This is a genomic window from Ruegeria sp. CDSA020 (assembly GCF_059612345.1).
Window position 1 is genome coordinate 73153 of sequence record NZ_JBXWQK010000011.1, and the last position, 26230, is coordinate 99382.

At 53.7% G+C, this 26230-nt stretch carries 25 protein-coding genes; 14 read left to right on the top strand and 11 right to left on the bottom strand.

What is annotated here, in order from left to right; all coding sequences use genetic code 11:
- Positions 1-66: 66 nt before the first annotated feature.
- Positions 67-1653 carry an MFS transporter gene (locus AC2FJW_RS17565; protein WP_496750837.1) on the bottom strand — a complete coding sequence of 529 codons (1587 nt, stop codon included), beginning with the start codon at positions 1651-1653 and terminating at the stop codon, positions 67-69.
- Between the two features lie 79 nt (positions 1654-1732).
- Complete coding sequence (locus AC2FJW_RS17570) at positions 1733-2620, bottom strand: AEC family transporter (protein WP_496750839.1); 888 nt, start codon at positions 2618-2620, stop codon at positions 1733-1735.
- A gap of 211 nt (positions 2621-2831) precedes the next feature.
- On the opposite strand from AC2FJW_RS17570, the gene AC2FJW_RS17575 reads away from it, so the two are divergent.
- Entirely contained in the window at positions 2832-3641 is an 810-nt protein-coding gene (locus AC2FJW_RS17575; protein WP_142639130.1) for a division plane positioning ATPase MipZ, read from the top strand.
- 99 nt (positions 3642-3740) lie between these two features.
- Here AC2FJW_RS17575 and AC2FJW_RS17580 read toward each other — a convergent pair whose 3' ends face one another.
- From AC2FJW_RS17580 to AC2FJW_RS17595, 4 genes are all read right to left on the bottom strand, one after another.
- Positions 3741-4364 (bottom strand): putative glycolipid-binding domain-containing protein, encoded by a 624-nt coding sequence (locus tag AC2FJW_RS17580; RefSeq protein WP_496750841.1) that lies wholly within the window; start codon positions 4362-4364, stop codon positions 3741-3743.
- Positions 4365-4436: 72 nt separating this feature from the next.
- On the bottom strand, positions 4437-5060 hold the full coding sequence (locus AC2FJW_RS17585; protein ID WP_496750842.1) for a class I SAM-dependent methyltransferase: 624 nt from the start codon (positions 5058-5060) through the stop codon (positions 4437-4439).
- Between the two features lie 37 nt (positions 5061-5097).
- On the bottom strand, positions 5098-5316 hold the full coding sequence (locus tag AC2FJW_RS17590) for a helix-turn-helix transcriptional regulator (RefSeq protein WP_142639124.1): 219 nt from the start codon (positions 5314-5316) through the stop codon (positions 5098-5100).
- 3 nt (positions 5317-5319) lie between these two features.
- Positions 5320-5769, bottom strand: coding sequence for a hypothetical protein (locus AC2FJW_RS17595; RefSeq protein ID WP_496750844.1), 450 nt, complete (start codon positions 5767-5769; stop codon positions 5320-5322).
- Between the two features lie 1002 nt (positions 5770-6771).
- Here AC2FJW_RS17595 and AC2FJW_RS17600 point away from each other — a divergent pair.
- The 3 genes from AC2FJW_RS17600 to AC2FJW_RS17610 all read left to right on the top strand — a co-directional run bounded on the left by AC2FJW_RS17600 (position 6772) and on the right by AC2FJW_RS17610 (position 11978).
- Positions 6772-8286: a phosphate ABC transporter substrate-binding/OmpA family protein gene (locus tag AC2FJW_RS17600; RefSeq protein WP_496750846.1), complete on the top strand. Its 1515-nt coding sequence runs from the start codon at positions 6772-6774 to the stop codon at positions 8284-8286.
- 94 nt (positions 8287-8380) lie between these two features.
- On the top strand, positions 8381-9403 hold the full coding sequence (locus AC2FJW_RS17605; protein WP_496750848.1) for a hypothetical protein: 1023 nt from the start codon (positions 8381-8383) through the stop codon (positions 9401-9403).
- A gap of 298 nt (positions 9404-9701) precedes the next feature.
- Positions 9702-11978 carry a serine/threonine protein kinase gene (locus tag AC2FJW_RS17610; protein ID WP_496750850.1) on the top strand — a complete coding sequence of 759 codons (2277 nt, stop codon included), beginning with the start codon at positions 9702-9704 and terminating at the stop codon, positions 11976-11978.
- A gap of 403 nt (positions 11979-12381) precedes the next feature.
- Here the strand turns inward: AC2FJW_RS17610 and AC2FJW_RS17615 are convergent, their stop codons facing one another.
- Positions 12382-13476 carry a helix-turn-helix domain-containing protein gene (locus tag AC2FJW_RS17615; protein ID WP_496698501.1) on the bottom strand — a complete coding sequence of 365 codons (1095 nt, stop codon included), beginning with the start codon at positions 13474-13476 and terminating at the stop codon, positions 12382-12384.
- 208 nt (positions 13477-13684) lie between these two features.
- Between AC2FJW_RS17615 and AC2FJW_RS17620 the strand changes: the two genes are divergently transcribed.
- Complete coding sequence (locus AC2FJW_RS17620) at positions 13685-14635, top strand: alpha/beta hydrolase family protein (protein WP_496750852.1); 951 nt, start codon at positions 13685-13687, stop codon at positions 14633-14635.
- A 73-nt stretch (positions 14636-14708) separates the two neighbouring features.
- On the opposite strand, the gene AC2FJW_RS17625 is transcribed toward AC2FJW_RS17620, so the two are convergent.
- Both AC2FJW_RS17625 and AC2FJW_RS17630 read right to left on the bottom strand, forming a co-directional pair.
- Positions 14709-16250 (bottom strand): ankyrin repeat domain-containing protein, encoded by a 1542-nt coding sequence (locus AC2FJW_RS17625; RefSeq protein WP_496750854.1) that lies wholly within the window; start codon positions 16248-16250, stop codon positions 14709-14711.
- 376 nt (positions 16251-16626) lie between these two features.
- The gene (locus AC2FJW_RS17630; protein ID WP_496750855.1) at positions 16627-17511 is read right to left on the bottom strand and encodes a LysR family transcriptional regulator; all 885 of its coding nucleotides are present in this window, start codon (positions 17509-17511) and stop codon (positions 16627-16629) included.
- An 84-nt stretch (positions 17512-17595) separates the two neighbouring features.
- Here AC2FJW_RS17630 and AC2FJW_RS17635 point away from each other — a divergent pair, with 84 nt between their 5' ends.
- From AC2FJW_RS17635 to AC2FJW_RS17650, 4 genes are all read left to right on the top strand, one after another.
- Entirely contained in the window at positions 17596-18078 is a 483-nt protein-coding gene (locus tag AC2FJW_RS17635; protein WP_496750857.1) for a luciferase domain-containing protein, read from the top strand.
- 31 nt (positions 18079-18109) lie between these two features.
- Positions 18110-18277 carry a hypothetical protein gene (locus AC2FJW_RS17640; RefSeq protein WP_496750859.1) on the top strand — a complete coding sequence of 56 codons (168 nt, stop codon included), beginning with the start codon at positions 18110-18112 and terminating at the stop codon, positions 18275-18277.
- Positions 18278-18286: 9 nt separating this feature from the next.
- On the top strand, positions 18287-19189 hold the full coding sequence (locus AC2FJW_RS17645) for an ABC transporter substrate-binding protein (RefSeq protein WP_496750860.1): 903 nt from the start codon (positions 18287-18289) through the stop codon (positions 19187-19189).
- A 69-nt stretch (positions 19190-19258) separates the two neighbouring features.
- Positions 19259-19861, top strand: a complete 603-nt coding sequence (locus AC2FJW_RS17650) for a short chain dehydrogenase (RefSeq protein WP_496750862.1) — start codon at positions 19259-19261, stop codon at positions 19859-19861.
- A gap of 315 nt (positions 19862-20176) precedes the next feature.
- Here the strand turns inward: AC2FJW_RS17650 and AC2FJW_RS17655 are convergent, their stop codons facing one another.
- Positions 20177-22552, bottom strand: a complete 2376-nt coding sequence (locus tag AC2FJW_RS17655; protein ID WP_496750864.1) for a thiamine pyrophosphate-binding protein — start codon at positions 22550-22552, stop codon at positions 20177-20179.
- 11 nt (positions 22553-22563) lie between these two features.
- Positions 22564-23769 (bottom strand): methionine gamma-lyase, encoded by a 1206-nt coding sequence (locus AC2FJW_RS17660; protein WP_496750866.1) that lies wholly within the window; start codon positions 23767-23769, stop codon positions 22564-22566.
- A 113-nt stretch (positions 23770-23882) separates the two neighbouring features.
- On the opposite strand from AC2FJW_RS17660, the gene AC2FJW_RS17665 reads away from it, so the two are divergent.
- The 5 genes from AC2FJW_RS17665 (at position 23883) to AC2FJW_RS17685 (ending at position 26092) form a co-directional block, all read left to right on the top strand.
- On the top strand, positions 23883-24341 hold the full coding sequence (locus AC2FJW_RS17665) for an Lrp/AsnC family transcriptional regulator (protein WP_271952681.1): 459 nt from the start codon (positions 23883-23885) through the stop codon (positions 24339-24341).
- Positions 24342-24509: 168 nt separating this feature from the next.
- Positions 24510-24953: a MarR family winged helix-turn-helix transcriptional regulator gene (locus AC2FJW_RS17670; RefSeq protein WP_496750868.1), complete on the top strand. Its 444-nt coding sequence runs from the start codon at positions 24510-24512 to the stop codon at positions 24951-24953.
- 11 nt (positions 24954-24964) lie between these two features.
- Entirely contained in the window at positions 24965-25342 is a 378-nt protein-coding gene (locus AC2FJW_RS17675) for a hypothetical protein (RefSeq protein ID WP_496692082.1), read from the top strand.
- Between the two features lie 30 nt (positions 25343-25372).
- A complete protein-coding gene (locus AC2FJW_RS17680) occupies positions 25373-25687 on the top strand; it encodes a monooxygenase (RefSeq protein ID WP_496750870.1) in 315 nt (104 codons plus the stop codon).
- A 225-nt stretch (positions 25688-25912) separates the two neighbouring features.
- Positions 25913-26092 (top strand): hypothetical protein, encoded by a 180-nt coding sequence (locus tag AC2FJW_RS17685; protein ID WP_058275054.1) that lies wholly within the window; start codon positions 25913-25915, stop codon positions 26090-26092.
- Positions 26093-26230: the final 138 nt, after the last annotated feature.

Below are 26230 nucleotides of genomic sequence, written 5' to 3' on the forward strand. Positions count from 1 at the left end.
GGCCTTTTTCGTTTTACCCGAAACCTCTGACACCGCCCTGGCAAGAAACGCGTCAGGATCAATCCCTCAGGGTTTCGTCACGCGTGTCAGATCCGCCGCGCTGTGCACCGGGGGCACAGGGCCGCGCAGCAACATCAACCCCAGCGTCACGCCGATCAGCGCCGCAATCGCCGTCACCATCATGGCGCTGTCAAATGCGTTGTCCTGCAGGTCGCGCAAGGCCTTTGCCAGAGCACTTCCCGATGTTGGATCCATGCCTGCGATCAACTGCTGGATCTGACTGGGCGTTCCGTGGGTCAGCGCATGGGCCAGATCTTCGCGCGGGGTCGAGCCAGCCGGAAGCGCGTCAATCACTTCGGTCAGACCCCGGCGCGAAGTGATGGCCTCGGCCAGCCCGCAGACCACAGCCCCCAGCGTGGCCCCGAAGTATAGACAGGCATTGATCACACCTGACCCCTGCCCTACATGCTCGTCCGGCAAAAGCCGCAACCCAAGACGCGGCAGCAGCGAAAAACAGATGCCAAGGCCAATGCCGACGATCATCAATTTCCACCATATCTGCGCATATTGAGTGGGCACTGTGATCGTGGTCAGCAACAAAAACCCAACCGCCATAGCACTCAGCCCAATCACTACGGGCCACTGAAAGCTGTAGGGCGCCAGAAACCGGGGCGCGATGACCGAGACCGCGAACATGCTCAGGCTCAGCGGCATAATCGCCAGCCCTGCCCCGATGGACGTGTAGCCGAAGGTATCCGGCGATTGGACGAAGGTGTTGAAATAGACGAAAAAGCCAAACAGCATAAAGCCGGTTAGGAACATCCCCGCCGCCGCCATGAAATAGCGTGGATGGAGGAAATAGCGCAGTTCGACCAACGGATCTTCGCTGCGGCGCGAGGCCAGCACCAAGCCGACCAAGGCCAGCATGGCGACACCCAGCGGCACCAGAGTCAACGGTGCTCGCCATCCGCCACTTTCCCCATTGCTCAGGGCAAAGGACAGCGGGCCCAAAAACAGCACAATCGCCACAGCCCCAAGATAATCGAACCGGGCCCCGGCCAGCCGCGTGTTTGGGACATAGTTCCGTTTTCTCACGGTCAACCCGATGAAAAACGCGGTGGTCAGCAGGATCAGATCGGTGGCGAAAACGGCTCTCCAACTGATGTAATGGGCGAATGCACCGCCCAGGATTGGGCCGATCCCGATCGCCAGTCCGACGATGGCGCCCCATGCTCCGGTAACGCTGGCGCGTTTTTCCTCCGGGGTCGCTGCAGTCAACAAGGGCAACGACGTGCCAAACAGCGCTGCGGCCCCTGCCCCCTGCGCCCCACGGCCAAACAGCATCATCGCCCCGTCCTGCGCGAACAAGGCCGAGGCAGAGCCTATGGCAAAAACGATCATGCCAACCAGAAACACGCCCAGCTTGCCCGTGATATCACCCAGCCGACTGATAATCGTCACCAGCGTGGCACTGACCACGGTATAGATGGCCATGACCCATTGCAGGTCCGAAGGCGACAGATCGAACTCATTCTTAAGATCAGGCAGGATGGTCGCAACCGCCGTGGAATTGAAGCCAACAACAACCATGCAAATCGCCGTCATGACCAATACAACGCGTGCGCCGACATCAGATGAATTCGTTTGTAACATCAAATACGTCCTAAAATACGGGCGGCGACTATGGAGCGCCACACCGACAGCTTAGCAGGAATGTGCAAACCGCCTAGCCTTAGATCCAGTAGGACAGCGCCAGTGGCAAAGCGATGATCGTTGTCAGGGTCGAAACCAGTATGAACCCGGCAACATCGGGGCCGTATTCCGGCACATGCTGGTCTATGAACAAATAGGTCGCCACCGATGACGGCATCAAACAGCACAGGATCACCGCGCCGCGCTCAGCGCCTGTAAAGCCGAAGGCCCAGACCAACCCGCTGGCGATTGCAACTGCCATCACCAGGTGCAAAGCGGTCAGTATCACCGCACGCCCAAGGCGGTTGACCCGAAGGCTGGCCAATGTGTGGCCCAATGTCAGCAGCATCAGCGGGATGGAAAGCCCACCCAGGATATCGAATGACTTCGCAACAGGCTGAGGCAGGCTATAGCCGCTGGCCATCAGCACCAGCGATAGGACCACCGCATATATGATCGGCGAGGTGGCGAGCTTTCTGGGCGAAAACTCTTTGGCTGGTATCCACATCCCTGCAGTGAAAATGCTGACAAGAACGACCACTACAAATGCCATCGTATAGGCCATCCCCGCATCGCCTAACGCAAGCAAGGTGATTGGCAATCCGATATTGCCCACATTCCCATGCATCAGAGGCGTCAGAAAGGCCCGCACCGGCAGGCGCATAACCTTCAGCGCCGCAAATCCCAGAACACCAAACCCGGCAATCGCCAAAACCGCAGCGGACATCACGTCCAGAAACGTTCCAACAGCGATCTTTGTGGCCGACAGATGCGAGATGATCAGTGTGGGATATCCAACCCGCGAAACGATCGCGCCAATGACCTTGTTGTCAAAGGGCGTTTTGGTCAACGCCAGTGCATACCCAGCCCCGGCACAGATCAGCACCGGCAACACCACATTCAGTACGTTCAGAAACAGATGCTCCAAGCCATGTCTTTCTCACAGTCCTTAAGCCTGGAGATTGAAACATAGTCCCGGCATTCGCAAGTCAGCGGCCTGTGGGCAGGCTGAGATTTCCGCAACACCGCCTTTTTATGCCGCCATACATTGTTTCGGGTTCTTCCCTTCCCACTTTCCACAACATATAGTGGCCTGCAACAACGTGTACGCAAACACGGTGAGACTTGGGAATACAGGCATGGCACATATTATCGTAGTGGGGAACGAGAAGGGCGGCGCGGGCAAATCGACTGTGTCGATGCATGTGGCCACCGCACTCGCCCGCCTGGGTCACAAGGTCAGCACCCTGGATCTGGACCTGCGGCAACGCAGCTTGGGACGGTATTTCGAGAACCGGAATAGCTTTCTGAAAAGCGCGGACCTGACCCTTCCCAGCCCCCGCCACCATGACCTGCCCGAAATTGACGCAAGCACGCTGAAACCCGGCGAGAACATCTATGACCACCGCCTCTCAGCGGCCGTGTCCGAGCTGGAAAGCGATAGCGATTTCATCCTGATCGACTGCCCCGGCTCTCATACCCGCCTCAGCCAGGTGGCGCATTCGCTGGCCGACACGCTGATCACCCCGCTGAACGACAGTTTCATCGACTTTGACCTGTTGGCGCGCATCGATTCAAAGGGTGAGAAAATCCTGGGCCCGTCGGTCTATTCCGAGATGGTCTGGAACGCCCGACAGCTGCGCGCGCAAGCCGGCCTGAAGCCCATCGACTGGGTCGTAGTGCGCAACCGCGTCGGCACCCAACGCATGGTCAACAAGGAAAAGATGCAGCGCGCGATCGAGATGCTGTCGCAGCGGATCGGCTTCCGGGTTGCTTCGGGCTTTTCCGAACGCGTTATTTTCCGAGAGCTGTTCCCGCGCGGCCTGACCCTATTGGACCTCAAGGATATCGGGATCAAACAGCTGAACATTTCGAACATTGCAGCACGTCAGGAATTGCGCGACATGATGAAAGAGCTGAACCTGCCGGGTGTTGAGATCGATTTTTAGAGGCTTTTTACGACGGGTAGACGGACTATACTGCCGCTCACCTGGAAAAACGAAAGTCCGTTTCTGGCAATCGTTTTAGCTTCAGAGCCCTTGTTGGGCCTAAGCTATCACTGCTTTCCAATACTCAGGGTAAACTCGAACGAAACCAAATCCATCGACAGTCAAATTTGCTTCGTATCCACTATTGATCGAAGTGTACCTATAGGTATTCTCGTTCAGCCGCTCATATCGTTGCTTCAGCGGTTTGAATGTCCAGGTTTCATCATCCAACCAAACAGCAGTGAACTCTGCCTGATCTCCAATCCCTAGCTGGAGTCGCTTGATCGCACTCGTGTTCGTGGCCGGTGTAAACCCAAGATCGATGTCGAGCAATTCATCAACAGCATCCACAACTTTGTCATTCGAGGTCCATGTACCATCGTCTTGCTTCACTAAAACAAGATCAACCCTATCTGCCCCAATCCAACGCTGTACGGTGGCGGCGCTACACTCCCATTCGTCATTACAGGTCACGGAATAAGCTATTCTGACAGGAGAATTTTCAACTACGTAGACAGCCATGCCCGAGATTACGCGAGACGTTCCGTTACGGTTAACCGAACAGGCTTCTGTGCCCACGACATCAATCCGTCGCCACATTGTACTTCGCATCATCGCCTCAACCATCGCTATTGCTTTGCTTGCCCCATAGCAGACATTCATGCGTGTTTCAGCATAGGTCAATCAGGGCTCTCTCCAGCCGTTCTCTGCGGCGTGCGTGAACGGCAGGGTCGGTGTTGTCAGATGTCGAACGAACTAACCGCTGTTCCTTGCGATGATGAAAGCAGTCGAACCCGTTTCGGGACGCCACTTTTGTTCAATTTCGAACCCATGAGCTTGCATACGCTCTACAAGGATTTCTTGCGTCAGGACGCGGATCTTGGGCAATAGGCCGATGGTCCCGAGAGCTGGTATGACGAACTTCTCGAGACCTACCAGGCAGACCGTCGAGCTGAAGAACAGGCCACCTTCCTTCAAGGAACTGCGAACACGATCCAGTGTCGCGTCAAGATCCAGTACCAAGTGCAGGATCGACATAGCCAGTACGGCATCATAATGTTGACCCTTCGCCGGAATAGGCCAGCACTCGAACGCGCTGACTTCAAAGTTGATGTTCTTGCTGCCCTGCGCGTCGGCTTTTTCCCGGGCGATTGAGATCATTTCGGATGAATAGTCGATGGCGTCGATATGGGCGACTTTTGGGGCGTGAATGAGCGCCGTCGTACCTGTGCCACAACCAAATTCCAGGACACGATCTTGGGGGGACAGGTGTCTTGCAGTGATGTCCAGTTTGTATTCATACGCGGCTTGGTTTTGGACCGGACGGCGGGCATAGGATCTCGCCATCAGATTCCAGAACCGGGTGGGTTTGATGAACATATCTAATCCTTTGGTAGGGTGCAGCAGACGCGATGATTTAGCTGGCGTCTTGGATGTCGAAGACTTTTTCGAGGGGCTTGTCGAATACACGAGAAATCAAGATCGCCAGTTCGAGCGTTGGCGAATACTTGGCGTTTTCAATGGCAACGATGGTTTGTCGGGTGACTCCAACCTTTTCGGCGAGTTCTTTTTGCGTCATTTCATCTGCGTCAAAGCGTAGACGTCTAATGTTGTTGGTGATCCTGAGCTTGCCCATGGATCAATACCCCCGCCGATAGCTAGCAAATTTGACAATATCTGCTGACAGGGATCCGAAAGCCATTCCGAAATAGATGATGTTGAAGCCGGTGAGCGCTGATGCGTTGAGAGCCATGGCGACGACAGCTGAGACAAAACCCGCACCCGCGAAGACAATGATGGCGTAGCTGCCACGGCGCTCGAACATCTTGTCACGTTCATCAACGACGAAGCTGGGTTTGGGTTCGTGAGTAACAATCGCAAACCCAATGTTGAACAGTATGGTGCCGATGATGGTGGCCACGACGCCCAAGGGGATCAGCCAGATCACCATGCGGGCCCAGTTGTTTACAGCGTCTGGGCCATCAAACAATCCAGAGGCATTCATATCCAGAAGCCGTGAAACAACAAATGCACTAACGGCGAGGTTCACGAAGATCGAGACGACCGTATTGCGATCTTGGTAGGTCATTTCTGAAATCCCTTTTGGACAGAACACTTCTAGTGAGTCGATTATTACTTACACTTTGTATGAAATATTATACCTAGTGTCAAAAATAATGTACTTCACTATCGAAGCGTAGTTGCAGCTTGTGCTCGATGATGGGCATCTACGACTCCAACTGGAGTGCTGTACGTTTGCGACTGGCCCAAAGGTTGTGTCGCCAACTTTTCGAAGACTAGAACCAGCGTTATGCTAGACCCAATTATCCTGCGATCTCAGCAAACATCCGAAAGCCAGAGGTTATATTACTAGAGAATTGTTTCTTCCGGATCATGTTGACTACCTCAATGCCATCCAGTGTGGCTGAAGCTGATCTAAATGGCTTGAACCCACACATGTGCCGTACGCGTCATCTAAAGTTTGCGACACAACCCCTTCGCTTCAGCAGCGGCAACTTTGGACGACATCGAAGTCCCTCACATAATCCGCAAGGGGCAATTCACACCCGGATTCTGTCCGTTTCGGCAGTTCGCCGAGCTCGCGTCCTAACTCACGAGTGATTGCTGAAACCGCTCGGCAGGTTCAGAACTTTGTAACAGAACCGTTCGAGTGCTCGAAATAGTTAAGAATCACCTAGGTCAAAGGCTGCGAATGCGTGGCAAGAAAGGTATGAGGTTCGTTCTGGGAAATCTCAGGGAAAACCTGAGCCCCTAAAATCACGACTCAATTCGACGTTGAATCGCGCCAGCTTCGGATACAAGCTAAGAAAGAGCGCCAACTGTGGTCAGAATCTGCCTCAAACGTGTCCATAAGTGGGGGGAAGCAAGGCAATTTTATGTATCCCCGCTGCAGCCTTGACTAAACTTCCCGCGTACCGCTACGTCATTAAGAAATTATGAAGGTTGTATCAGTTTTTGCGAAACAACCTTGAGTAAAACGAGAATCAATAATCAGAAGTTTGAGGTTAGGAAAATGTTAAATCGGGTCCTGAAAACTACCTCTGGTGCGTTGATGTTGTCCGTCGCGACCATGGCAAACGCTGAAACTGTTCAATTGAACAGTTTAGACGGCGGAATGACTCTGACCGGAGAGCTAATAGATTTTGATGGCGCCAATTACGAACTCCGGACGGTGGTTGGTACAATCACGGTTGACGCTTTCAAAGTTGAATGCATTGGCGAAGCCTGCCCCAGTCGGAACGAAGGTCCGGTCGAATATGGCATTTCTGGTTCTTCTCGCCTGGTCGATGTCTTATTCGCTGATCTTACGACGCAATTCGGTGAGGAGATTGGCGGCACTGCTTTGCGCTCTGAGGAAGAAGGTGTCGATAAGCTACTGCTCCGTAACGAACTAGGCGAGTTTTTGGCCGAAGTCTCCTTGATGGGTGGTGACTCCGCAGACGGGATCAAACAACTGGTCGATGGAAACTCAGCACTGGCAGTGACCACACGCCCTGTTCAACCCGACGAGCTGGCGAGCGCATCGCAGGCTGGACTCGGGGATATCACCACGAGTGAAAACGAGAAAATTTTTGCGCTGGACGGTCTAGTTGTTATTACATCGCAAAGTAACCAACTGCGGGCAGTCGCCGAACAGGATCTAGCGCGAATATTTTCCGGAGCCATTTCCAACTGGAGCCAGATTGGTGGGCCCGATGCCCCGATCCAGCTTTACATGCGAGTGCCTGAAAGCGGAACTGCGTTGGTTTTCAATGACCTGATCATGAGCCCCGTGGGCGCAACATACGCGAGCGATACAAGCTTTTTCGAAACAGACACGGAATTGGCTGCAGCAGTTGCTTCTGATCCGCTTGGTATCGGAATTACCAGCCTCGCAAGTGCTGATGAGGCCAAGGTTCTTGCAATTCGCGGTGTTTGTGGGATTCAGGTTCCAGCGACACCTTTCACCATCAAGACAGAAGAATACCCGCTTAGCCGACGCTTGTATGCATATACCGGCAAAACTGCGCCAGCACAGTTGAACCGCTTCATGCAATTCCTCGAAAGCGAAAAGGCGCAAGAGACAATTGATGCTTCGGGCTTTGTGTCACTTGGTGAATCCCTGCAAGGCCCCAATGAGCAGGGACTACGCTATCTTGGTGCAGTTATGCCAACCGATGCAGAGGTTACTCTGAAACAGTTGCAGGAAATGTCGGCTGAGCTGTCGGGTGCCGACCGTAGTTCTATAACCTTTCGGTTTGCATTCGGATCCTCTCGCCTGGATACGCGGGCACAGGACGACATAAGGCGCCTTGCTTCATTGCTTGCCAAGGAAGAAACCACAAACAAAGAACTTCTTTTGATCGGATACACAGACTCTGTCGGTGCTGGCGGATCCAACCGATCACTCAGTCAGCAGCGTGCCAAACAAGTTAGCAATGCGTTGCTACAAGCAGCGCCTAGCAACAGCCTGGACGGGTTAACCATCCGAACTCTGGGTTATGGTGAGATCTCGCCGCTAAGTTGCAACGACACTGAGAATGGTCGCCGTATCAACCGCCGAGTGGAAGTCTGGTTGCGAGACGTCGTCACCACATCCCAGTAGCGAAGCGCCAACGCAGCTTCGGAACGGGAATACAACGGTCAGTGACCAAGACGATAATTCAATGGAGTAACGTAGTATGAGAATGCTCGCAGTATTGGCCAATGTTTTCCTACTGCAATTGTCAGGGGCGGCTGTCGCGCAGGAAGACCCATACAAAACCGCAGTAGACAGCTGGCTCAATGGTAGCGAGGCCGTAGGCCTGCAAGGTTTGTCGGAAGCGGCCAGTCAGGGGAACACGTCGGCGCAAATGATCCTTGGTCAGATCGATCGCGATACCGTACCTGGAGGATTTTCCGATTACTTGATCAATCATCAGGCACGAGACCAGCTTCTTCGTGCACCGGATCCCCATAAGGGAACCGTAAACTGGTTGCTTGCTCTGAGCAATCCTGCCCTACAAAAACACGGCGAGGCCATCTTTGGATATCGGGTTGGTCGTCAGCCAATCAGTAATGCGATAGCACTGCAAACTCATGGTGAGATTGAAGGCGCCGAGTATGTACTGTGGAATACACTGAATAACGGCCGTTTTGATCTGATCAATTCCATGCCTTCAGAAAACTACGGCCTGTCCGAAGCCGGTTTTCTCAAGTGGATCGAAGCTTATATGGCGCGGGAAAACAAGGCGATCACGATGCGGGCCTTTGTGGAAGAATCCAATCCCAAACGTGTTTCGGGGTTGTTGGGTCTCAAACGACTGGCACGACTGTTGAACCTCAATCAGCATTTTTCCGACGAAGCCAACCAGTTCACGACAGTGATGCTGGGCCGGGGCTCGGACTTGCCTGAAAGTGTCGATTTGGTTCGCTTGAACGAAAGCATTTCCCGCATCAGTGAAACCGATAAATACTTGAACATCGTAAAACGCTACTGCGACTCATGCGAAGGTGAAACAGTAGACTACGATTGCGTGGTTCAGGCTCTGGAAATCATAGGTGGCTACAAGACGCTGATGTCCATCCGCACCCCAGTTGAGGGGTCAATTGACCAGGCTACATTCATGAATTCTAATCGTGCGGTCGAAATCTTCGCGCAGCTGGTAAACAACATGCGCCGCCACTACTCTCGTGGCATTCGATCGTCTTGCATTGCCGCAAATCTGAAAGCCAAGATCTAACATATAGCTAAAACAAGGTTTGATTGAGATTATCACATGTTTGAAGGCGTCGTGAACCTTTGCAAAATAGCTTAACCGTTCAATGGTTCCGGTTCCGGTAAAGCAAAAGTAAAACGTTTGTATGTACTGACTTCCTACGCTGACCAACTTGGATCGAACAGTGTGCATACTGGAAATCACGAAACAAACGGACTCGCGTAAAGAGTGTGTATAACTGAGAAACGTTTTGTGATTGGAAATTGAATAATTCCTGATGTGCAAGGGACGATAACGGACGGGACGAGGCATGGGCAACGTAATGAAACTAGTAACGACTGGTGATGAAGATACGGGTCAGATGATCGGAGCCTCTTCCGCAGACGACCTCCCTGCAGGCGCCCGGTTGTTGCATGGTCAGTACAAAATTGACCACTACCTGAACAGCGGCGGCTTCGGCATTACCTATCTGGCCAATGACAGTCTCAACCGCAAGGTGGTCATCAAAGAGTGTTTTCCAGCCATGTTCGCGCGCCGACAGAATCTGCTGGTGAAGGCTCGTGTGCAAAAACACAAAGAAGATCTTCGCCAGATTGTGCGGCACTTCATCAACGAAGCCCAGCGCCTGGCAACTATGGATCACCCCAATATCGTTGGTGTGCACCAAGTCTTTGAGGACAACGACACTGCCTATATGGCACTGGACTTCGTTGAAGGCCCGGACCTTTTGGACGCAATCGACGACGCTGAAACCCAGCTGGACGAAGCCGATGTCATGTCGATCCTGCGGCAGATTCTGGATGCGGTCGCATTTATGCACAAGCAAGGGATGTTGCATCGGGACATATCGCCTGACAACATTCTGGTCGGACCCAACAAGATACCTGTATTGATTGATTTTGGTGCTGCGCGTGAGCAAAATAGGAAAACAAACCGTGTTTTGTCTGCCTTACGCGCAGTCAAGGATGGCTATTCCCCACAGGAATTTTATGTCACTGACGGCGTGCAAGGGCCGTTTAGCGACCTCTATTCCTTGGCGGCAACATTCTATCATGTGATCACCGGAGAGCGCGCGCCAGACAGCCAGACTCGGGTCTCTGCGATTGCCGAGCAAAAGCCCGATCCATGCAAACCTTTGCAGGGGCGCTTTGATAAGTATGATGACGTCTTTCTCGAAGCGCTCGACAAGGCTATGTCGGCGATGCCAAAGGATCGCTTTCAAACCGCTGATGAGTGGCTCGAGGCGATAGATCACTTGACCGAACCGACCGCCGTTGAACAGGATGTTAGAGTTGCGGTCTCTTCATCCGGCGGAATCAATCGTGTCGCAATAACCGGCGGGCTGCTGGCATTTGGAGTTGTAGGTGCCGTAGTCGGCGTGCTGGCCATCGGAGCATTTTCACCATCCTCCGAGCCACAAGCAACGCAAGAGGACGTTTTGGCTGCCGAAGCTGAAGCCCGCGCCCAAGCTGAGATCGAAGCAGCGGCGACGGCAGAAGCAATCGCAGATGCCACCGCACGGGTCGCAGAAGCCGAGGCACGACTGGCCCAAGCCGAAGCCCGCGCGCAGGCAGAGACCATAGCGCGTGCTGAGGCCGAAGCCGCAGCTCAGGCAGCGGCTCAGGCCGAAGCCGAAGCCCGCGCCAAAGCGGAAACTGAATCGGAAGCTCGTGCACAGGCTGAGGCCGAAGCGGCTGCTCAGGCGGCTGCCCAAGCCGAAGCCGAAGCACGTGCCAAAGCCGCTGTCGAGGCAGAAGCACGCGCGCAAGCCGAGGTTGAAGCGGCCGCCAAAGCCGCGGCAGAGGCAGAAGCCCGCGCGCAGGCCGAAGTCGAAGCGGCAGCCAAAGCCGCAGCAGAAGCGCAAGCCCGAGCACAGGCTGAGATCGAAGCAGTCGCAATGGCGATGGCAGAGGCAGAATCGCGCGCGCAGGCTAACGATGAAGTTGCTGCTAAAGTGAGCACTGGCGACACAGATCAGGCGAATGTCGAAGCTGATACTACCACTCAAATCGTTCAGGATTTAGGGCCGACTTCAGTGAAGTCTGAATGGAAGGTTCTTTTGCCTTTTGTAGCGTCGGCGGATAGTCCCGATACTGTGGAATACGTCGCTAGCGAGGCCCCGGTTTGGGTTCACGCGGGGCTGCGTATTGACTCTGTCAATGGGATTGAAATCAATGATCTGAACTCCATCGCTGCCGTTCTACTTCAATCTGGGGCTACTCCTTCGCAAGAGGGAACCATGGATGTGACCATCGGGCTTTCTAACCCAAGAGACGGTGTCGAAGTGCGGGACGTTACTCTGGGTGTCGTACAAGACACGACCTTGTCGAATGGCGTCGTTTTTCAAACTCAATATGCAGAGAATGGAAAATGGGTTACGAGCGTGGCTCATGTCCCAGAAGATGTAGGCCCAGGCACAACTCTGAAACCGAACGACCAGCTGACAGCATATTTTCCGACAGATGAAAATATCGATGGGCAAGATACGATTGCTGATCTTCTGCGAGCAGGTTTGAATGACGGCCAGACTGACTTCAAGTTCACGGTCAGGAGAGGCACTTCTTTGTGGCTGGCGGACTTGCACTACGTGGGCAAGTAAAAGAGAGATCATGGCTGAACGCAGTGTGCGCGTTGACCACGCCACATTGAATAGGTGGGTTGTGAAAAAGCATAAACTGGTTCTAGTCTTTCGAAAAGTTTGCGACGCATCTGTCTGGGCGTTCGTCACAGACGAAGATAACGAAACCGGTATGTTTCATTTCACCGTATATGGAGAAAGTGAGCCAAAGCTCTCTGAACAAGTCGGTGTTCTGAGCAGCGGAATGCTTACCAGCCTTGCAATGAGCAAGCTATGCGGTTCCATTCGCGATTGGCGCGAAGTCCTAGCCTGTTGTCGGCACATTCATTCACTGAGATTGTGACTTTGCTAACGCAGCATGAAGGCTGCGCCACGGACGCGGCTTCGAGCCGAGACTACTGTCATTCGATTTGTGACCAAGTATTTACGCCGAGTGTGAATGCTTGGAATTTTGCGGATTATGGTCGTCGAATTGTGGTTTCTCTTTTGAATTTCGAAGTGCGCGGTACTCGATAGGCGATCGTCCGTAGACCCGTTGGAATGCACGATAGAAGTTGGAGCGTGCCAAAAACCCTGATTGAGTAGCGATGTTGGCAACGCTTTCATTAGTTTCTGCAAGCAACCGGGCCGCATGCGTCAAACGGAACTCGTTCACGTATTGCGACATGTTGGTTCCTTGAGTTCTGTTGACAGCAGACGACACAGTGCGGGCCGGAAGGCTTAAGCGCTTGGCAAGTCGTTGGACAGTTATGTTGGGGTCCAAAAAAAGCTGTTGTTCATCCAACAATGCCTGCAGTCGTTCTAGGACTTTCGCATCTTCAGTATTGGCTACTGGCGCTGCGTATGACACCGCGTCGGCTTTGGAGAACATCACTGGGAGCGTGATTGACGTCGCAAGAAGAAGAAAGATCAACGGAACAGTTCCGTAAGAAATCAGCATTGAGGCATTGGCGCCCTTGTTGAATGCAAAGTCGATTGCGATCGCGCTATCCAAAACCAGTACAAAGACAAGAAATCCAATGCCGCGTAAAAGCCAGTTGGAAAGCGCCTGGGTGACATCGACCCGTGCTTGACTCAGTGCGTCGGGCCCCTTCCGCCAAAGTAAGAAGAGAGCGACGCAATAATACGAGTAGCTGGCACTGATTACCCAATCCATACTTCTCAAGTCGCTGGCCAAGAGCAGATACAACCCAATCAAAATGAAAGGCGCACCTAGGTGCATCATGACGATCTTGGCGACGTCGTGCCTTTCGACAGCCATCGATGCAAAGCTCAGATACAGGAGCGGTCCGAGGAACAAGGGCAAACTGCGTTGCAGCGGGATCAACTCCTCGACTCCATAGCCAAATCGCAGACCGACCAACAGGGATGAGAAGGCGCCCAACCCAAAGAAGGCCGAGAACAACATGTTGGCCAGACGAAAGCCCAGATCCAGCCGCCAAGCCAGCATGGTAAGCACACCGCAAAGAAACGCTGTCGCCAGCGGCAGGGGGAAACTGATCAACCCGGGGCTGTCCATTTGTCCTCTTTCTATCGAGACCTGTCCTCAATCAGGATCAAGGACAGGTATAGGCAGTGCAAAGCATTGTTTCAAATAAACCTACGGCTCAGCTTTGACTTATCTTGAATGATGATCGGAGCTTTCGATGAGACAATCTTCTCACCTTCTTGCAGGATTCTTAGCTATGTTCGCTGCCACGGCATTTGCTCAGCCCTATCGGGCTGCAATGACAGAACTGAAAGTCGCCGACGTTGAGGGAGAACGCGATCTGTCTGGATTTATTTGGTATCCAACAGATGCAACTGGACCAGAGACTTACGACTTCGAAAGTGAAGTGTGGGTGGGGACAAAAGTCGTGAAAGATGCTGCGCCAGTGACCAGCCGGTTCCCACTTGTTGTCTTATCTCATGGTATGTTTGGCAACGCTTACAATCAGGCGTGGCTTGCCGGTGCGTTGGCACGACACGGTTACATTGTGGCCGCCATCAGCCATCCTGGTACATCAACCTGGTCTCGCGACCCCGAGCTGACTCGGCAATTATGGGAGCGGCCAAAGGACATTTCCCGTGTCATTGACCATGCAACCGGTTCGTCTGATTTTGCGAGGTATGTCGATACAGACAGAATCTATATGGCGGGACACTCACTGGGTGGCTTTACGGCTGTTGCCCTTGCCGGCGCGCGGTACGACGCGGCTGGGTTAAATCTGTTTTGCGACACTCAGCCAAACGAACTGGCTTGTGGCATCCTTTCGGGTTGGAAAATCGCGCAAACACCTGAAGATCGCGCTCAGATGGAAGCTGACCTGTCTGATGCTCGGATCAAGGCATTTGCAGTTTTTGATCTTGGCGGAACACAGAGCTTTTCCGAAGCGAGCCTTCGGAAAATTGACCGACCGATGTTGGTCCTTGGGGCGCCGATCATGAATTCTGGTCTGACCCTCGACATTGAATCCCGTGCCCTGATTGCCGCGCTACCCACGCAGAATGCACGCTATATCGAGCCCGAGACGCTATCGCATTTTGACTTCCTGGGTCGCTGCAAGCCCGGAGGCTACGAACTGCTCGCAAGAGAAGAACCGGGAGACGAAATCATCTGCTCAAATGGCGGCACAGCACGTGCTGCCAAGCATGAGATGATCATCGACGCTGTTACGGATTTCTTTTCGAATTCATAACCGTGCGGAGGCGGAATGGTATGGTGAATCCTGCCTTCCGCCTTCGCCTCCTGTCATGATCGCATAAACCAGTTTAGGCGACACCACCGTCGACAACTTGCTCGGGATATAGCTCCGCCCAATCTGACAAAAACTCGGCTACGGCATCTTGGCTTGCCAGTTCTATGGCACGGCGCGGAAGAGCGACGCCTTCCCGCAATGCTAGACTCAGGCACCGAGTATAGTCGCGGTCTAAACGCTGCGGGCAGTTCTCCGACCCATGAATAACTGTAGACAGAAGTGTTCCTCCATAGCCGTTCACATGTGTCAGGTCTGGCTTTAACGACAGTAGGTACTCCATGACGTCTGGCAAGCCCTCCCATCCGGCAACCTGCACCGGTGTCAATCCTTCGGTATCTGGACGGTCATTTTCAACTCCTACGGCGACCAGTCGTCGAACGTGATCCAGTTTTCCCGGGATGTGCAATATCATTCGAATGATATTGCGGTAAGCGTCAGGTATCTTGTCTGGGTCAAGGTTGCATGGCGGCTGAACGCCATCGGCAACGGCACTCAATGTAGTTTCGATTTCACTCAAGGTCGTATCTGCGCCGCGCTCTTCGAGCATCCTCGCCAAACTGACATTTCCAAATACCCGCGCATAAGCATAGGGCGTAGTGTTTTCAAAGGGCCGATTCAGATCGGCTCCATTTTCAAGAAGAAGCTCGACCATATCTGGCGTGGCCATCCTTCGCGCCGCCTGGTGTAGCGCAGGGACGACCCACGGTGCCTCGCCGCCAACATGCGTCCCGTCAAATTCATCTACTTTAGCCCCGTGGTCGAGAAGCATCTGAACCGCCGTTGTGTCATGGAAGTCCATCGCGCGCAGCAATGCGTTTGTCCCCTTCGGGTCGGCGCCATGATCCAGAAGCAGTTGCAATCCCTTATGATGACCCAGCTCGGTTGAGTGATAAAGGCTCTCGCCGTCGTTCGGATTTGCGCCGTTCTCCAGCAGCCATTGCCCAAGAACCATATTGTCCGAATGGCCTATGGCGAAGTAGAGCGGTGATAGCTTGTAGTCGTTGCCATGGTAGACCGGCGCACCAAGATCAACATCAGCACCAGATTCCAAAAGGGCATTTGCGATATCAAGCATGTCATTGGCCAGCCCGGATGCGCGATGAATCCACTTGGACCGGGCGAGGATCGTCAAAGGCGGCGCCAGATCGCCAATAAGCTGGGTCGCCAGTTTCGGCGTTTGGTTGAGAAATTCCAACACATCCGACTTGCGATAAAGGGCCAGACACAGCCCGAAATCTCCGTCAGCCAGATCGGGCGCGTCAGCCAGAAGTTGATCAACAGCCGTAAAATGACCCTGAGCGAGAGCCAGTTTCAGGCGCTGCCGTTTGGCGGCTCTGTCCATGCCTAGTAGTTCGGCTGCGAACTTTAAGGCAGGCCAGGTCGGAAAACTGTTCTCGCACGCAATTACGTGCAAATAGTCCGAGTGCCTGAGTGCTGTTGCCTCCGGTCGAGGTGGATAGTTTGCGATGCGTTGACGGGCGCGTAATTCGCCTGCTTCATAGTCTTTGCGAAGTGCTTTGGCATCGCGGCGCAATTGGTCCAGGGATTTTGTCATCGGTGTCCTCACTTTTGGCTCGATGGTCCGCTGAATCCGAGCATGAGACATACCGAAATAAGGCTGTCGTATTGTTGATAGAGATGCCGATGACAGCTTTCCGCGGACCTGGAGGCTTTCCCTAGAAGCATTCTTATCATAACCATCCGAAGCAGCACCCGCAAGATCGGCTTGAGTGGATGACACTCATGCGAATGACCGCAAAACGAAGGCCGCGGCGCAGCGACTGACCAGATCGTCGATGTCGGCTCTGGGCCGTAAGATAGGTCGTGGAATCTGGGCAGGGGCTTACGCTGCGCCTGCTCCGAGGTCTGTAACGAGCCCAAAGTTGCAAATGCTGCTCAATACACGAATGTCGGTTCAGCGGATCTTGCGTTTAGCAAATACCCGACAACACCTCTCGAATTCTAACGGTCGCAAACTCGAAGAAAGCGTGAACTCGGGCGCTCCTGCGGATATCAGGATGAGCCAGCATCCAGAGGTTGGAATCAAACTTTTCCTCAGGATCGTGGACGCGAACAAGATCAGGGTAAGCTTCGCCCAAATAGCATGGCAGTGCTCCAAATCCGAGGCCGCCGCGAACCAGATCGAAGACACCCATCAGAGAACTGGATACAGTTACCGGCGCTCCCTCGGTTTTGTGCCGCAAGGTGATCTGGCTCATCGGCGATTGGTTGAGACTGTCATTCAGCCTGATCCAACGGTGCTCGTTTGCAGGCTGATCTCGCATTGCATCGAGGTAATTTTTGCGCGCATAAACAGCATAGGCGAGATGGGTCAGATCGCGACCGATCCAGTGTTCCGGCGGGGCGCCTGTCGGGCGCAGTGCAATATCTGCGTCACGCTGCATCAGATCGAGAGGGCGCGTGCCAGATAAGAGCCGCAATTCTATGTCTGGATATTTCCGTTGAAACTCTGAAAACACCGGGGTCAGACAGTGGAGCAGTGAATCCGTTGTCGTCACCGTCAACGCGCCTGCCAATCGCAGGTCCTGGCCACCCAACTCCCGTTCGATACTGTTCATACCATCGCGCAGCTGAAGCCCGTTTCGGAAGAAATGTTCCCCAGCCGCTGTCATGACGTAACCGTGACTCAAACGTTCAAACAGGGTGACACCTAACCGGGCTTCAACTCCTTCAATCCTGCGAAAGACGGTCGAATGGTTGACCCCCAACTGGCGCGCGGCTCCAGACAGGCTACCAGCCTCGCAGACAGCAAGTACAAAAGGGATGTCGCTCCACTCCAGTTTCTGTGCATTCATGCAAGCTCTCCTTGTCTAAACTGTGAATTATTTTGCGCATTGTAACAAGCTATCTGTTGTTCAAGCGAACAATGGAGACACGAGATGCATACTTCCCTGAACCTGCCTGAGCGTGTTGGTCCCAAGCCGGAATCCACACATGGCCTGCCGCATGCCCAGGTCACCCAACACGGTCCTGACGACATCGTTGACCAGATGCGCGACTGGGCGTTTTCCCTGGCAGGTGTTGATGAGGCGCACAGCCTTGTGTCGGTTCCCGGCGCTCGCGCGATGGTCATGCATGACGGCGCTGTCTGCAATCATGATGCCTTCATGATCGGGCTCGAGATCGCCCACATTCACCCCAAACCCGACAATGGCAGCATGCATGTGCAACTGCCCCAAGCTGCCGCGCTGGAAGTAGTCAAGAAAGGTTGGGGTGAACATCACACTCTGGTCGATCTGGGCCGCCGTCCCGTTGGGCTGGTCATGGTCTATTCGCCACGTGACGAGACCGAACTTGCCATCATCAAATCCATCCTTGGCCGGTCCTACCAGTATGCCACCGGCAAAGAAGTCGCAGCATAACCACCCATCCATCTATCGAAAGGATATCCTTATGAAGCATGTGCTCATGAGTGCTGTTGTAGGATTGCTTTTTGCAAGCCCTGCGCTTGCAACAGAGATTGAAACCAAGTCGCTTGACGAGCTTTATGCCGAAGCCGTTGCCGAAGGCGGCGAGCTCGTCATCCGGGCGGGAGGCGATAAGGACGATCAGGCCGATTAATATCTGAATATGTTCAAAGAACGTTTTCCAAAGGTCAATGTCACACACAGCGTTGATCTGAGCTTTTATCATGCATCGCGTTACGACAACGCCCGCAATGATGCGGACAAGTCTGAAGTGCCAGACATCATCCAACTGCAAACGCTGCATGACTACGACTATTATGCTGAGCGCGGGTTGCTGGAGCGATACAAACCCAGGAACTGGGAGAAGGTTTACCCGGACTACAAGGACCCGCACGGAAACTGGGTTGGTCTGTTCGGCGTGGCCTTCACCAATGTGTTCAACTCCAGCTTGATCAATGAAGATGACGCTCCGCGCGATGCGCTGGACTATCTGGACCCGGCGTTAAAAGGCAAAGTCATCCTGACCTACCCGCACACCGATGACGCCGTTCTGTACCAGTTCTGGAACCTGAAAGAGAAATACGGTTGGGAGTATCTGGAAAAACTCGTAGCGACCGAGCCGGTCTGGGTGCGCGGCACGTCAATGCCATATGTCGCGATTGACAAAGGCTGGTATGGCGCAAGTTTCACAACATCCTGGGCATTTGTGTCATTTGAAGGCAGCGACACCCGCCTCGTGCTGCCCGAAGAAGATTATTTCCTAACTTGGTTCCAGACTGCGGCCATCCCGACCGATGCCAAGAACAAGGCGGCTGCCAAGCTCTACCTGAACTGGATGCTCTCGGAGGAATTCCAGGGCAAGTGGCTGCAGTTCCCAGTGCGCATGGATGTTGAATCGCCCGATGGCTACAAATCTCACCTGCATTACAACACCTCACCTGCAGACTTCCACCGGTTCATGCTGAAGCGCGATCAGGTCGAGCGTTTCCGCCTGCAGATCGAACAGCTCGTCGGTCCGGCTGAAGGCCCAGCCCCTCTAGAACTGGACTACAGCGTCAAACCTTAACCCCGCTCACGGCTTCGCGTTGCGACTAAAACGCGGCAACGCGAGGCCCTTCACTATCGGAGAATACCCATGAAAATCCTTATCGTAGGCGCAACCGGCCTCATCGGCGGTGCAGTCGCAAAAGCTCTGTCTGCAAACCATGAAATCATCAGCGCCGGATACAGCGACGGCGATGTGAAAGTCGATCTCGGTTCTAATAAGTCCATTGAGGCGATGTTCAAGGATATCAGCACCGTTGACGCCGTGATCAGCACCGCTGGGCTTGCCGGTTTTGCGCCCTTCAACGAGCTGGACGACACGGCTTACGATCTTGCGCTTGGCAACAAGCTGATGGGCCAGATCAACCTTGTCCGCGTTGGACAGAGACATATCAGCGATGGTGGATCGTTCACGCTTACTGCTGGCATACTGTCACGAGAACCGTTGCCGGGCTCGGTGGTGATCAGCATCGCCAATGGCGCGCTGGAATCCTTCGCCAAGGCTGCAGCACTCGAACTTGATCGCGACCTGCGGATAAACACCGTCAGCCCTGTCTTCGTCAAAGAAACGATGGAGATGATGGGTATGGATTCAAGCACGGGCTTATCGGCGGCAGACACTGCAAAGGCCTACGTTGCTGCCATCGAAGGCAATATGAACGGCGAAACGTTGGATGCGGCTGATTACGTATAACGCTATGAGCTAAGCAAACTTGCTTGGAATACAAACCTGCCGTTCGGACCGCGAGGCCGAATGGCAGAATTGTCCTGCATTGCGTAAATTCAGCCCCTGATCCTTGCTGCACTCTGTACGAATGGCGGCTTTTCCCGCTGCCCGACAGCACCATACTTTACGCTACCGCAGCATTTCCCACACCGCGAGCGCACGCAGCATGAAAACCGGACTCACAAAATGGGCTGTTACCACCAGTTGAAGCGCTCCGCAGAGAGTGGCGACAGGAGAGCCCATAGATACAGACGCAGCAACGTGAACCAATGTCTGCTGTTGCTATGCTATAGCCACAATCGGAGGGATTTTACGACCATGGGACAATTCGCCAGCTGATTGGATCAACGCGTTGGCGTCAATGCGGAAATGACGGTACAAATCCGCAATAGACCCGGTCTGGCCGAAATGCTCCACACCGTGCGGAATCGTTTTGTGGCCATGAACGGCACCCAACCAGGACAACGTTGCCGGGTGTCCGTCGATAACTGTGATCAATGCGCAGTCGCGCGGCACATCTGCCAGCAGCGTTTCGATATGTGCCTCAGCGCCCCGAATGCCATTTGTGCGCGCCCGTTGCGCTGCAGTCCAGCCGGCGTTCAACCGGTCGGCAGAGGTCACTGCCAGAACGCCAACATCCCGCCGCCCCTGGGCGATATGGCCCGCTGCCCTGATGGCCTCCTGGGCAACCGCGCCCTGATAAGCAATGACAACTTCGCAGTTCGGTCCCGGTTTGCGTAGCCAATAGGCACCGTCGATGGCCCCCTGACGGAAATCGTCATCCACGCGTTTACCGGGCTGCTCAATCGGGTTGGTCGTCAGACGTAAATAGACCGAACCGCCGGTCTCGTCGCGCAACCACGTGCGTTCATCGGGATCTCCCTCGCCATCTTTTTGCATATAGGCAAAGGCCCATTCCATGATGACCGCCAATTCATCCGCAAAGGCGGGCTCAAATGCGGCCAACCCGTCTTGCGACATGCCAATCAGCGGCGAAGCGATTGATTGATGCGCCCCGCCTTCCGGCGCCAAAGTGACGCCAGAGGGCGTGCCCACGATCATGAAACGGGCATCCTGATAACAGGCGTAATTCAACGCATCCAAGCCACGGGACACAAAAGGATCATAGACCGTTCCAATGGGAATAAGCCTTTTGCCAAAAACCGAGTGCGAAAGCCCTGCCGCCGCCAGAAGCAAAAACAGGTTCATTTCAGCAATGCCAAGTTCGATATGCTGACCATCTGGCGTAAACTCCCACTTCGCGGTGGAGGGGATATTTTCAGCCTTGAAAGTGTCGGATTGATGGGTGCGCGCAAACAGTTTCCTGCGATTGACCCAAGGGCCAAGATTGGTTGTACCGGTCACATCCGGAGAGGTCGTCACGATCCGCTCGGCCAGCGCGCTGTTGCCTTTGGACAGGTCATCCAGAATCTTGCCGAATGCCATTTGAGTCGAGATTTCACGACCCGGATCCAACTCAACTGAGGGGACGTCGATAACGTCATCTGAGTATCGGCGCGGCCCGCTGGCGAAGAAGGGCGTCTTTGCCAGCATTTTCTCAAACGCTGCCGGGTCTGCGATGGTGGCAAAGCGCTCCCATTCATCACCCTCAGTAACACCCATGAATTTCTTCCATTCGGCCATCTGAGTCTTGTTCATCAACCCACCATGGTTGTCCTTGTGGCCAGCAATCGGCGTCCCCCAGCCCTTGATCGTATAGGCAAGGAAACAGACCGGGCGGTCCTGATCTATTGCGGCGAAGGTATCTGCCATGGTGGTGACGCAGTTCCCACCCAGATTTTCCATCAGAGCGGCCAGTTGGTCATCGCTGCGCGCATCAAGCAACGCGCTTACGTCGCCTTGATCGCCGAGGGTTTCCATCAGTCGCTCGCGCCACACCGCGCCCCCCATGAAGGTCAGTGCCGAGTAGAGCTGGTTGGGGCACTGATCAATCCATTGACGCAGCTTCTCTCCTCCCGGCTCTTTAAACGCAGCGCGTTGCAAAGCGCCGTATTTGACCCGCACAACATCCCATCCGAAGGCGTCGAAGATTTGCTCAATCCGTTGGAACAGTCCTTCACGCACGACGCCGTCCAATGACTGGCGGTTATAATCAATGATCCACCAGCAATTACGCAGATCGTTCTTCCATCCCTCTTGCAGGGCCTCATAGATATTCCCTTCGTCCAGCTCAGCATCGCCAACCAATGCGATCATGCGCCCAAGCTTTTGCGTATCGCCCCAGGATTTGGCCTTTACATAATCCTGCACAAGTGACGCAAACGAGGTGATAGCAACGCCAAGGCCCACCGACCCGGTTGAAAAATCCACGTCATCGATATCTTTCGTGCGGGAAGGATAGCTTTGCGCGCCACCAAATCCGCGAAAGTTCTCCAAATTCTCACGGGTCTGGTTGCCCATCAGATACTGAATCGCGTGAAAGACCGGCGAGGCATGCGGTTTGACTGCTACGCGATCTTCCGGGCGCAGGGTCTGAAAATATAACGCGGTCATGATCGATACCATCGACGCCGAAGACGCCTGATGCCCGCCAACCTTGATCCCGTCAGCCTTGGGCCGAATGTGGTTCGCATGGTGGATCATCCAGTGGGACAGCCACAGCAGACGTTGTTCAATTGTCTTGAGATCAATGGACATGGTCAATTTCCTTAAGCTGCGCTGCGGACAGGGGGTCTTGGCAAGGCTTGTTCGAGATCGTGGATCACGTCGTCGATCCCCTCCAGGCCAATGGACAATCGCACCAGCCCATCGCTGATGCCGTGTGCGGTGCGTTCTTCAGGCGTATAGGTCGAATGGGTCATGCTGGCCGGGTGCTGCACCAGTGTTTCAGCATCTCCCAATGATACGGCGCGGGTGATCATTTGCAGTCTGTTCATCATCGCGCGCCCTGCTTCCAGCCCGCCATCCAGTTCAAATGCAATCATGCCGCCGAATTTGGACATCTGCCGCTGCGCGACATCATGCTGCTCGAAACTGCTCAGTCCCGGATACCAGACCTTTCGCACACCGGCGGATTGCTCCAGATATTCGGCGATGGTCGCAGCGCTGCTGCAATGCCGATCCATGCGCAATTCCAGTGTCTTGAGGCCGCGCAGTATGAGCATCGCGTTAAACGGGGCCATGACCGCGCCGGTCATATCTTTCATCCCATAGAGGCGGATTTCAGTCACCAGCTCGGCCGATCCGGCCAGCAACCCTGCAACAACATCTCCGTGACCGCCTAGATATTTCGTCGCCGAGTGCAGAACGATATCTGCGCCATGTTTGATTGGCTGGGTCAGATAGGGCGTGGCATAGGTATTATCCACCACCACGTAGGCGCCGTTGGCATGGGCAATGGCTGATACAGACTGGATATCTACAAGGCGCATATTCGGATTGGCGGGTGTTTCAAAATAGACCACCTTGGTTTTTCCGCTGATCGCCTCTGTCAGGTTTTCCGGCTCCGTCAGATCCACATGGGTCACTGTCACACCGAATTTTGCCAGCCCGTGCCGCATGAAGGAAAATGTGCAGCCATAGAGCGTCTTGTCGAGAATGACCTCATCCCCCGGGGCAAGAAGAGTCCACATCGTTGCAGTGATCGCCCCCATCCCCGAGGCCAGGGCTAATCCTGCTTCTGCCCCCTCAAGCACCGCGATGCGTTGCTCCAGCAAATCGCAAGTCGGGTTCGAGATGCGCGAATAAACATGCCCTGCCTGCTCGCCCGCGAACATCGCACCGCCTGCTTCCGCGGTTTCGAAAGCGAATGTCGAGGTCAGATGCAGCGGAGGCGTCAACGCTCCTTCGTTTTCCATCGGGTTATAGCCATGGTGAATGGCAAGAGTGGAGAAGCTGTCGGGGCGGTTGCGCATTGGGTGACTCCTTGGTTTTCAAGAAGCAGAGTATGACGACACGAGTGGCAAAATATTCCAAAAATGTCTTATCCTCCCTCGTTTGTAGCAGTATATGCTAATCTATGAAAAAAATAGACCGTAAAGACCAACAGATCATTCGAGCGTTGCAGCGCAATGGTCGAATGACGAATCAAGACCTGGCAGCAGGGGTGAACTTGTCACCTTCGCCCTGTCTGAGGCGGCTGAAGCTGCTCGAGCAAAATGGAATCATCACCGGCTATAGCGCTAACATAGACGCCGAGGCTTACGGCTTGCCGGTAACGGTATTCGTTCACGTCAAACTGGAAAGCCATACTGAAGCGACAGTAAAGAAATTCGAAGCAGCCATTGCGCGGATTGACCAGGTACTGGAGTGTTTCGTTATGACCGGCTCATCGGATTACCTGCTTCGTGTGGTCGTGGCTGATCTTTCAGATTACGAAAAATTCGTTCGCAGAAAGCTGCATCCTCTTGGAGGTATTGCCTCCATGGACAGCAGCTTTGTCTACGGAGTTGTCAAGAAGACAAATGTATTTCCAGTGACAGAGTAACGTTGCTTGATGAACTGAGATGAAATGATTGCGGACATTAGCGCAGATGCAGCGAAAGCTCGCTTTATGCGTCATTCCAACAAATGCTGCACATCGAGCGAATGAGTGGATTAGGTCATTCTATGGGGAGTACTTGAATTTATCCCTAACTAGGGATATATGCACAGCATGAGACATAAAAATCAAGCCCGAGAAAACCAAACTCTGGTGCTGGCCCTGCTACGCAGTCAGCAATTGTTCATGCGCGCTATGGTGTCAGCGTTTCGTTCGGCGGGCCTTACAGCGCCACAATGGGACGCGCTGGAAACACTTAGCAACAAGGGTCCGCTGTCAATCAACGATCTGATGCGGCTGACACTGTCTACATCCGGCAACCTGGATGTGGTTGTCAAAAACCTGGTTCAAGCCGGATGGGTGGAAAAGAGTGTCGATGAAACCGACAGACGGGGGCGTGTTCTGTTACTGACCGCAGCCGGGCGCCAAAAAGTGGCCGAATTCCTGCCACTCCACAATCAAGCTCTGGAACAGATTTTTGGTGGTCTCAGCGTGCAGGACAAACGCCAGACGATCAAGACACTCAACCAACTCCGAAAAAAACTGCCTCAACCTTAGGAAGTCACAACATGCCTAACAAAACACTCCTGACCGCGCATGGCGTGATTTACATGTTGTTCGCACTCGCGCTGTTCTTTGCCCCGGCCATCCTCTGGCCGAACTACGGCCTGCAATTAAACGACCAATACGCTGTATTCCTGTCACAGCATAACTCGATATTTCTGGGCGGCATCGGGATCATCAGCTTCCTGTTTCGGGACGTTGAACATGGCAGTGAAGCTGCAATCGCCATTCTCACAGGATTGATGTGGACCAATCTACTTGGCGTCATCATCACGCTTTACGCCTGCCTGACAGGAGTTTTCACCGGGTTTGGCTGGTCTGACCCCATCTTCTTCGCCTTGCTTGCGGTCCTATGCTTCTTCCAACTCGGGAAAAACCGCTGAACTTTCCCAAACTCACAAAGGAAACTAAACATGAGTACACTGAAAGTCTGGGATCTGCATATGACCTATGAAGGTCCGATCACCGAAGAATTTCTCGCCGGCACCGAGCAACTTGCAAAGAGTATCGCGGAGGAGCCAGGAATAATCTGGAAGATTTGGACTGTCGAAGATGGAACCAAACACTATGGGTCCACATACCTGTTTCGGAACCGCGAATATCTGGAAAGCTATAAAAGTATGCATCTGAAGCGCCTGGAAGCGATAGGAGTCACAGTGACCGCCGACCATGTTTTCGACATTATGGAGGAGGTCAGTCGCGTCAACCGAGCCCCACTTGAAGGCTAGCGAGCAATAACCGAACATTGGCACGCTAAACGTTAATGTCCGGTCCGTCCGCTATCCGGAATTGCAAAGTTTGGTCTTGATTGTCCGCTTCGGGCTGAGTCTGTCATTTGTCGCGTTTGGTATCACCGCTGCTTCATTAAGATACTCGTGATTTTGCTTGAGCTGGCGTCAACACGACCACCATGCTTTATGACATCAGACACATTGATAAGGTAGACGAAAACCATGGCAGAACGATTTGAGCGTCACCGTCAAGCTTGGACACAAGAGGAAATTCAAAAATTGCACCTACTGGTGTCGAAGGGGATGGGCTTGAAGGCCATTGCCAAAGCTCTCACGCGCTCTGAGGAATCGACCAAGAGCAGAGCGAAGCTTGACAAAATAAAGATCAAGAAAGCACGCTGATTTTGGTGCCTTTAGTGTACTCCTGTCGTTCTTTACTGCCACGACCAATGTCCGATTTGGGCCGATTGAGCTAAAAAACCCAGATTTTAGTGAAGATGGGCGAAAAACTTGCCCGCAGAAGGCCTTTCCGAATATTCG

What these genes read in the sequence shown, in the direction of transcription:
- AC2FJW_RS17640 (WP_496750859.1), top strand. Translation starts at nt 18,110, where the DNA reads ATGAAGCATGTGCTCATGAGTGCTGTTGTAGGATTGCTTTTTGCAAGC.
- AC2FJW_RS17645 (WP_496750860.1), top strand. Translation starts at nt 18,287, where the DNA reads ATGTTCAAAGAACGTTTTCCAAAGGTCAATGTCACACACAGCGTTGAT.
- AC2FJW_RS17675 (WP_496692082.1), top strand. Translation starts at nt 24,965, where the DNA reads ATGCCTAACAAAACACTCCTGACCGCGCATGGCGTGATTTACATGTTG.
- AC2FJW_RS17615 (WP_496698501.1), bottom strand. Translation starts at nt 13,476, where the DNA reads ATGGACAGCCCCGGGTTGATCAGTTTCCCCCTGCCGCTGGCGACAGCG.
- AC2FJW_RS17650 (WP_496750862.1), top strand. Translation starts at nt 19,259, where the DNA reads ATGAAAATCCTTATCGTAGGCGCAACCGGCCTCATCGGCGGTGCAGTC.
- AC2FJW_RS17600 (WP_496750846.1), top strand. Translation starts at nt 6,772, where the DNA reads ATGGCAAACGCTGAAACTGTTCAATTGAACAGTTTAGACGGCGGAATG.
- AC2FJW_RS17620 (WP_496750852.1), top strand. Translation starts at nt 13,685, where the DNA reads ATGACAGAACTGAAAGTCGCCGACGTTGAGGGAGAACGCGATCTGTCT.
- AC2FJW_RS17610 (WP_496750850.1), top strand. Translation starts at nt 9,702, where the DNA reads ATGAAACTAGTAACGACTGGTGATGAAGATACGGGTCAGATGATCGGA.
- AC2FJW_RS17635 (WP_496750857.1), top strand. Translation starts at nt 17,596, where the DNA reads ATGCATACTTCCCTGAACCTGCCTGAGCGTGTTGGTCCCAAGCCGGAA.
- AC2FJW_RS17585 (WP_496750842.1), bottom strand. Translation starts at nt 5,060, where the DNA reads ATGTTCATCAAACCCACCCGGTTCTGGAATCTGATGGCGAGATCCTAT.
- AC2FJW_RS17565 (WP_496750837.1), bottom strand. Translation starts at nt 1,653, where the DNA reads ATGTTACAAACGAATTCATCTGATGTCGGCGCACGCGTTGTATTGGTC.
- AC2FJW_RS17625 (WP_496750854.1), bottom strand. Translation starts at nt 16,250, where the DNA reads ATGACAAAATCCCTGGACCAATTGCGCCGCGATGCCAAAGCACTTCGC.
- AC2FJW_RS17595 (WP_496750844.1), bottom strand. Translation starts at nt 5,769, where the DNA reads ATGACCTACCAAGATCGCAATACGGTCGTCTCGATCTTCGTGAACCTC.
- AC2FJW_RS17685 (WP_058275054.1), top strand. Translation starts at nt 25,913, where the DNA reads ATGGCAGAACGATTTGAGCGTCACCGTCAAGCTTGGACACAAGAGGAA.
- AC2FJW_RS17590 (WP_142639124.1), bottom strand. Translation starts at nt 5,316, where the DNA reads ATGGGCAAGCTCAGGATCACCAACAACATTAGACGTCTACGCTTTGAC.
- AC2FJW_RS17670 (WP_496750868.1), top strand. Translation starts at nt 24,510, where the DNA reads ATGAGACATAAAAATCAAGCCCGAGAAAACCAAACTCTGGTGCTGGCC.
- AC2FJW_RS17630 (WP_496750855.1), bottom strand. Translation starts at nt 17,511, where the DNA reads ATGAATGCACAGAAACTGGAGTGGAGCGACATCCCTTTTGTACTTGCT.
- AC2FJW_RS17575 (WP_142639130.1), top strand. Translation starts at nt 2,832, where the DNA reads ATGGCACATATTATCGTAGTGGGGAACGAGAAGGGCGGCGCGGGCAAA.
- AC2FJW_RS17680 (WP_496750870.1), top strand. Translation starts at nt 25,373, where the DNA reads ATGAGTACACTGAAAGTCTGGGATCTGCATATGACCTATGAAGGTCCG.
- AC2FJW_RS17660 (WP_496750866.1), bottom strand. Translation starts at nt 23,769, where the DNA reads ATGCGCAACCGCCCCGACAGCTTCTCCACTCTTGCCATTCACCATGGC.
- AC2FJW_RS17655 (WP_496750864.1), bottom strand. Translation starts at nt 22,552, where the DNA reads ATGTCCATTGATCTCAAGACAATTGAACAACGTCTGCTGTGGCTGTCC.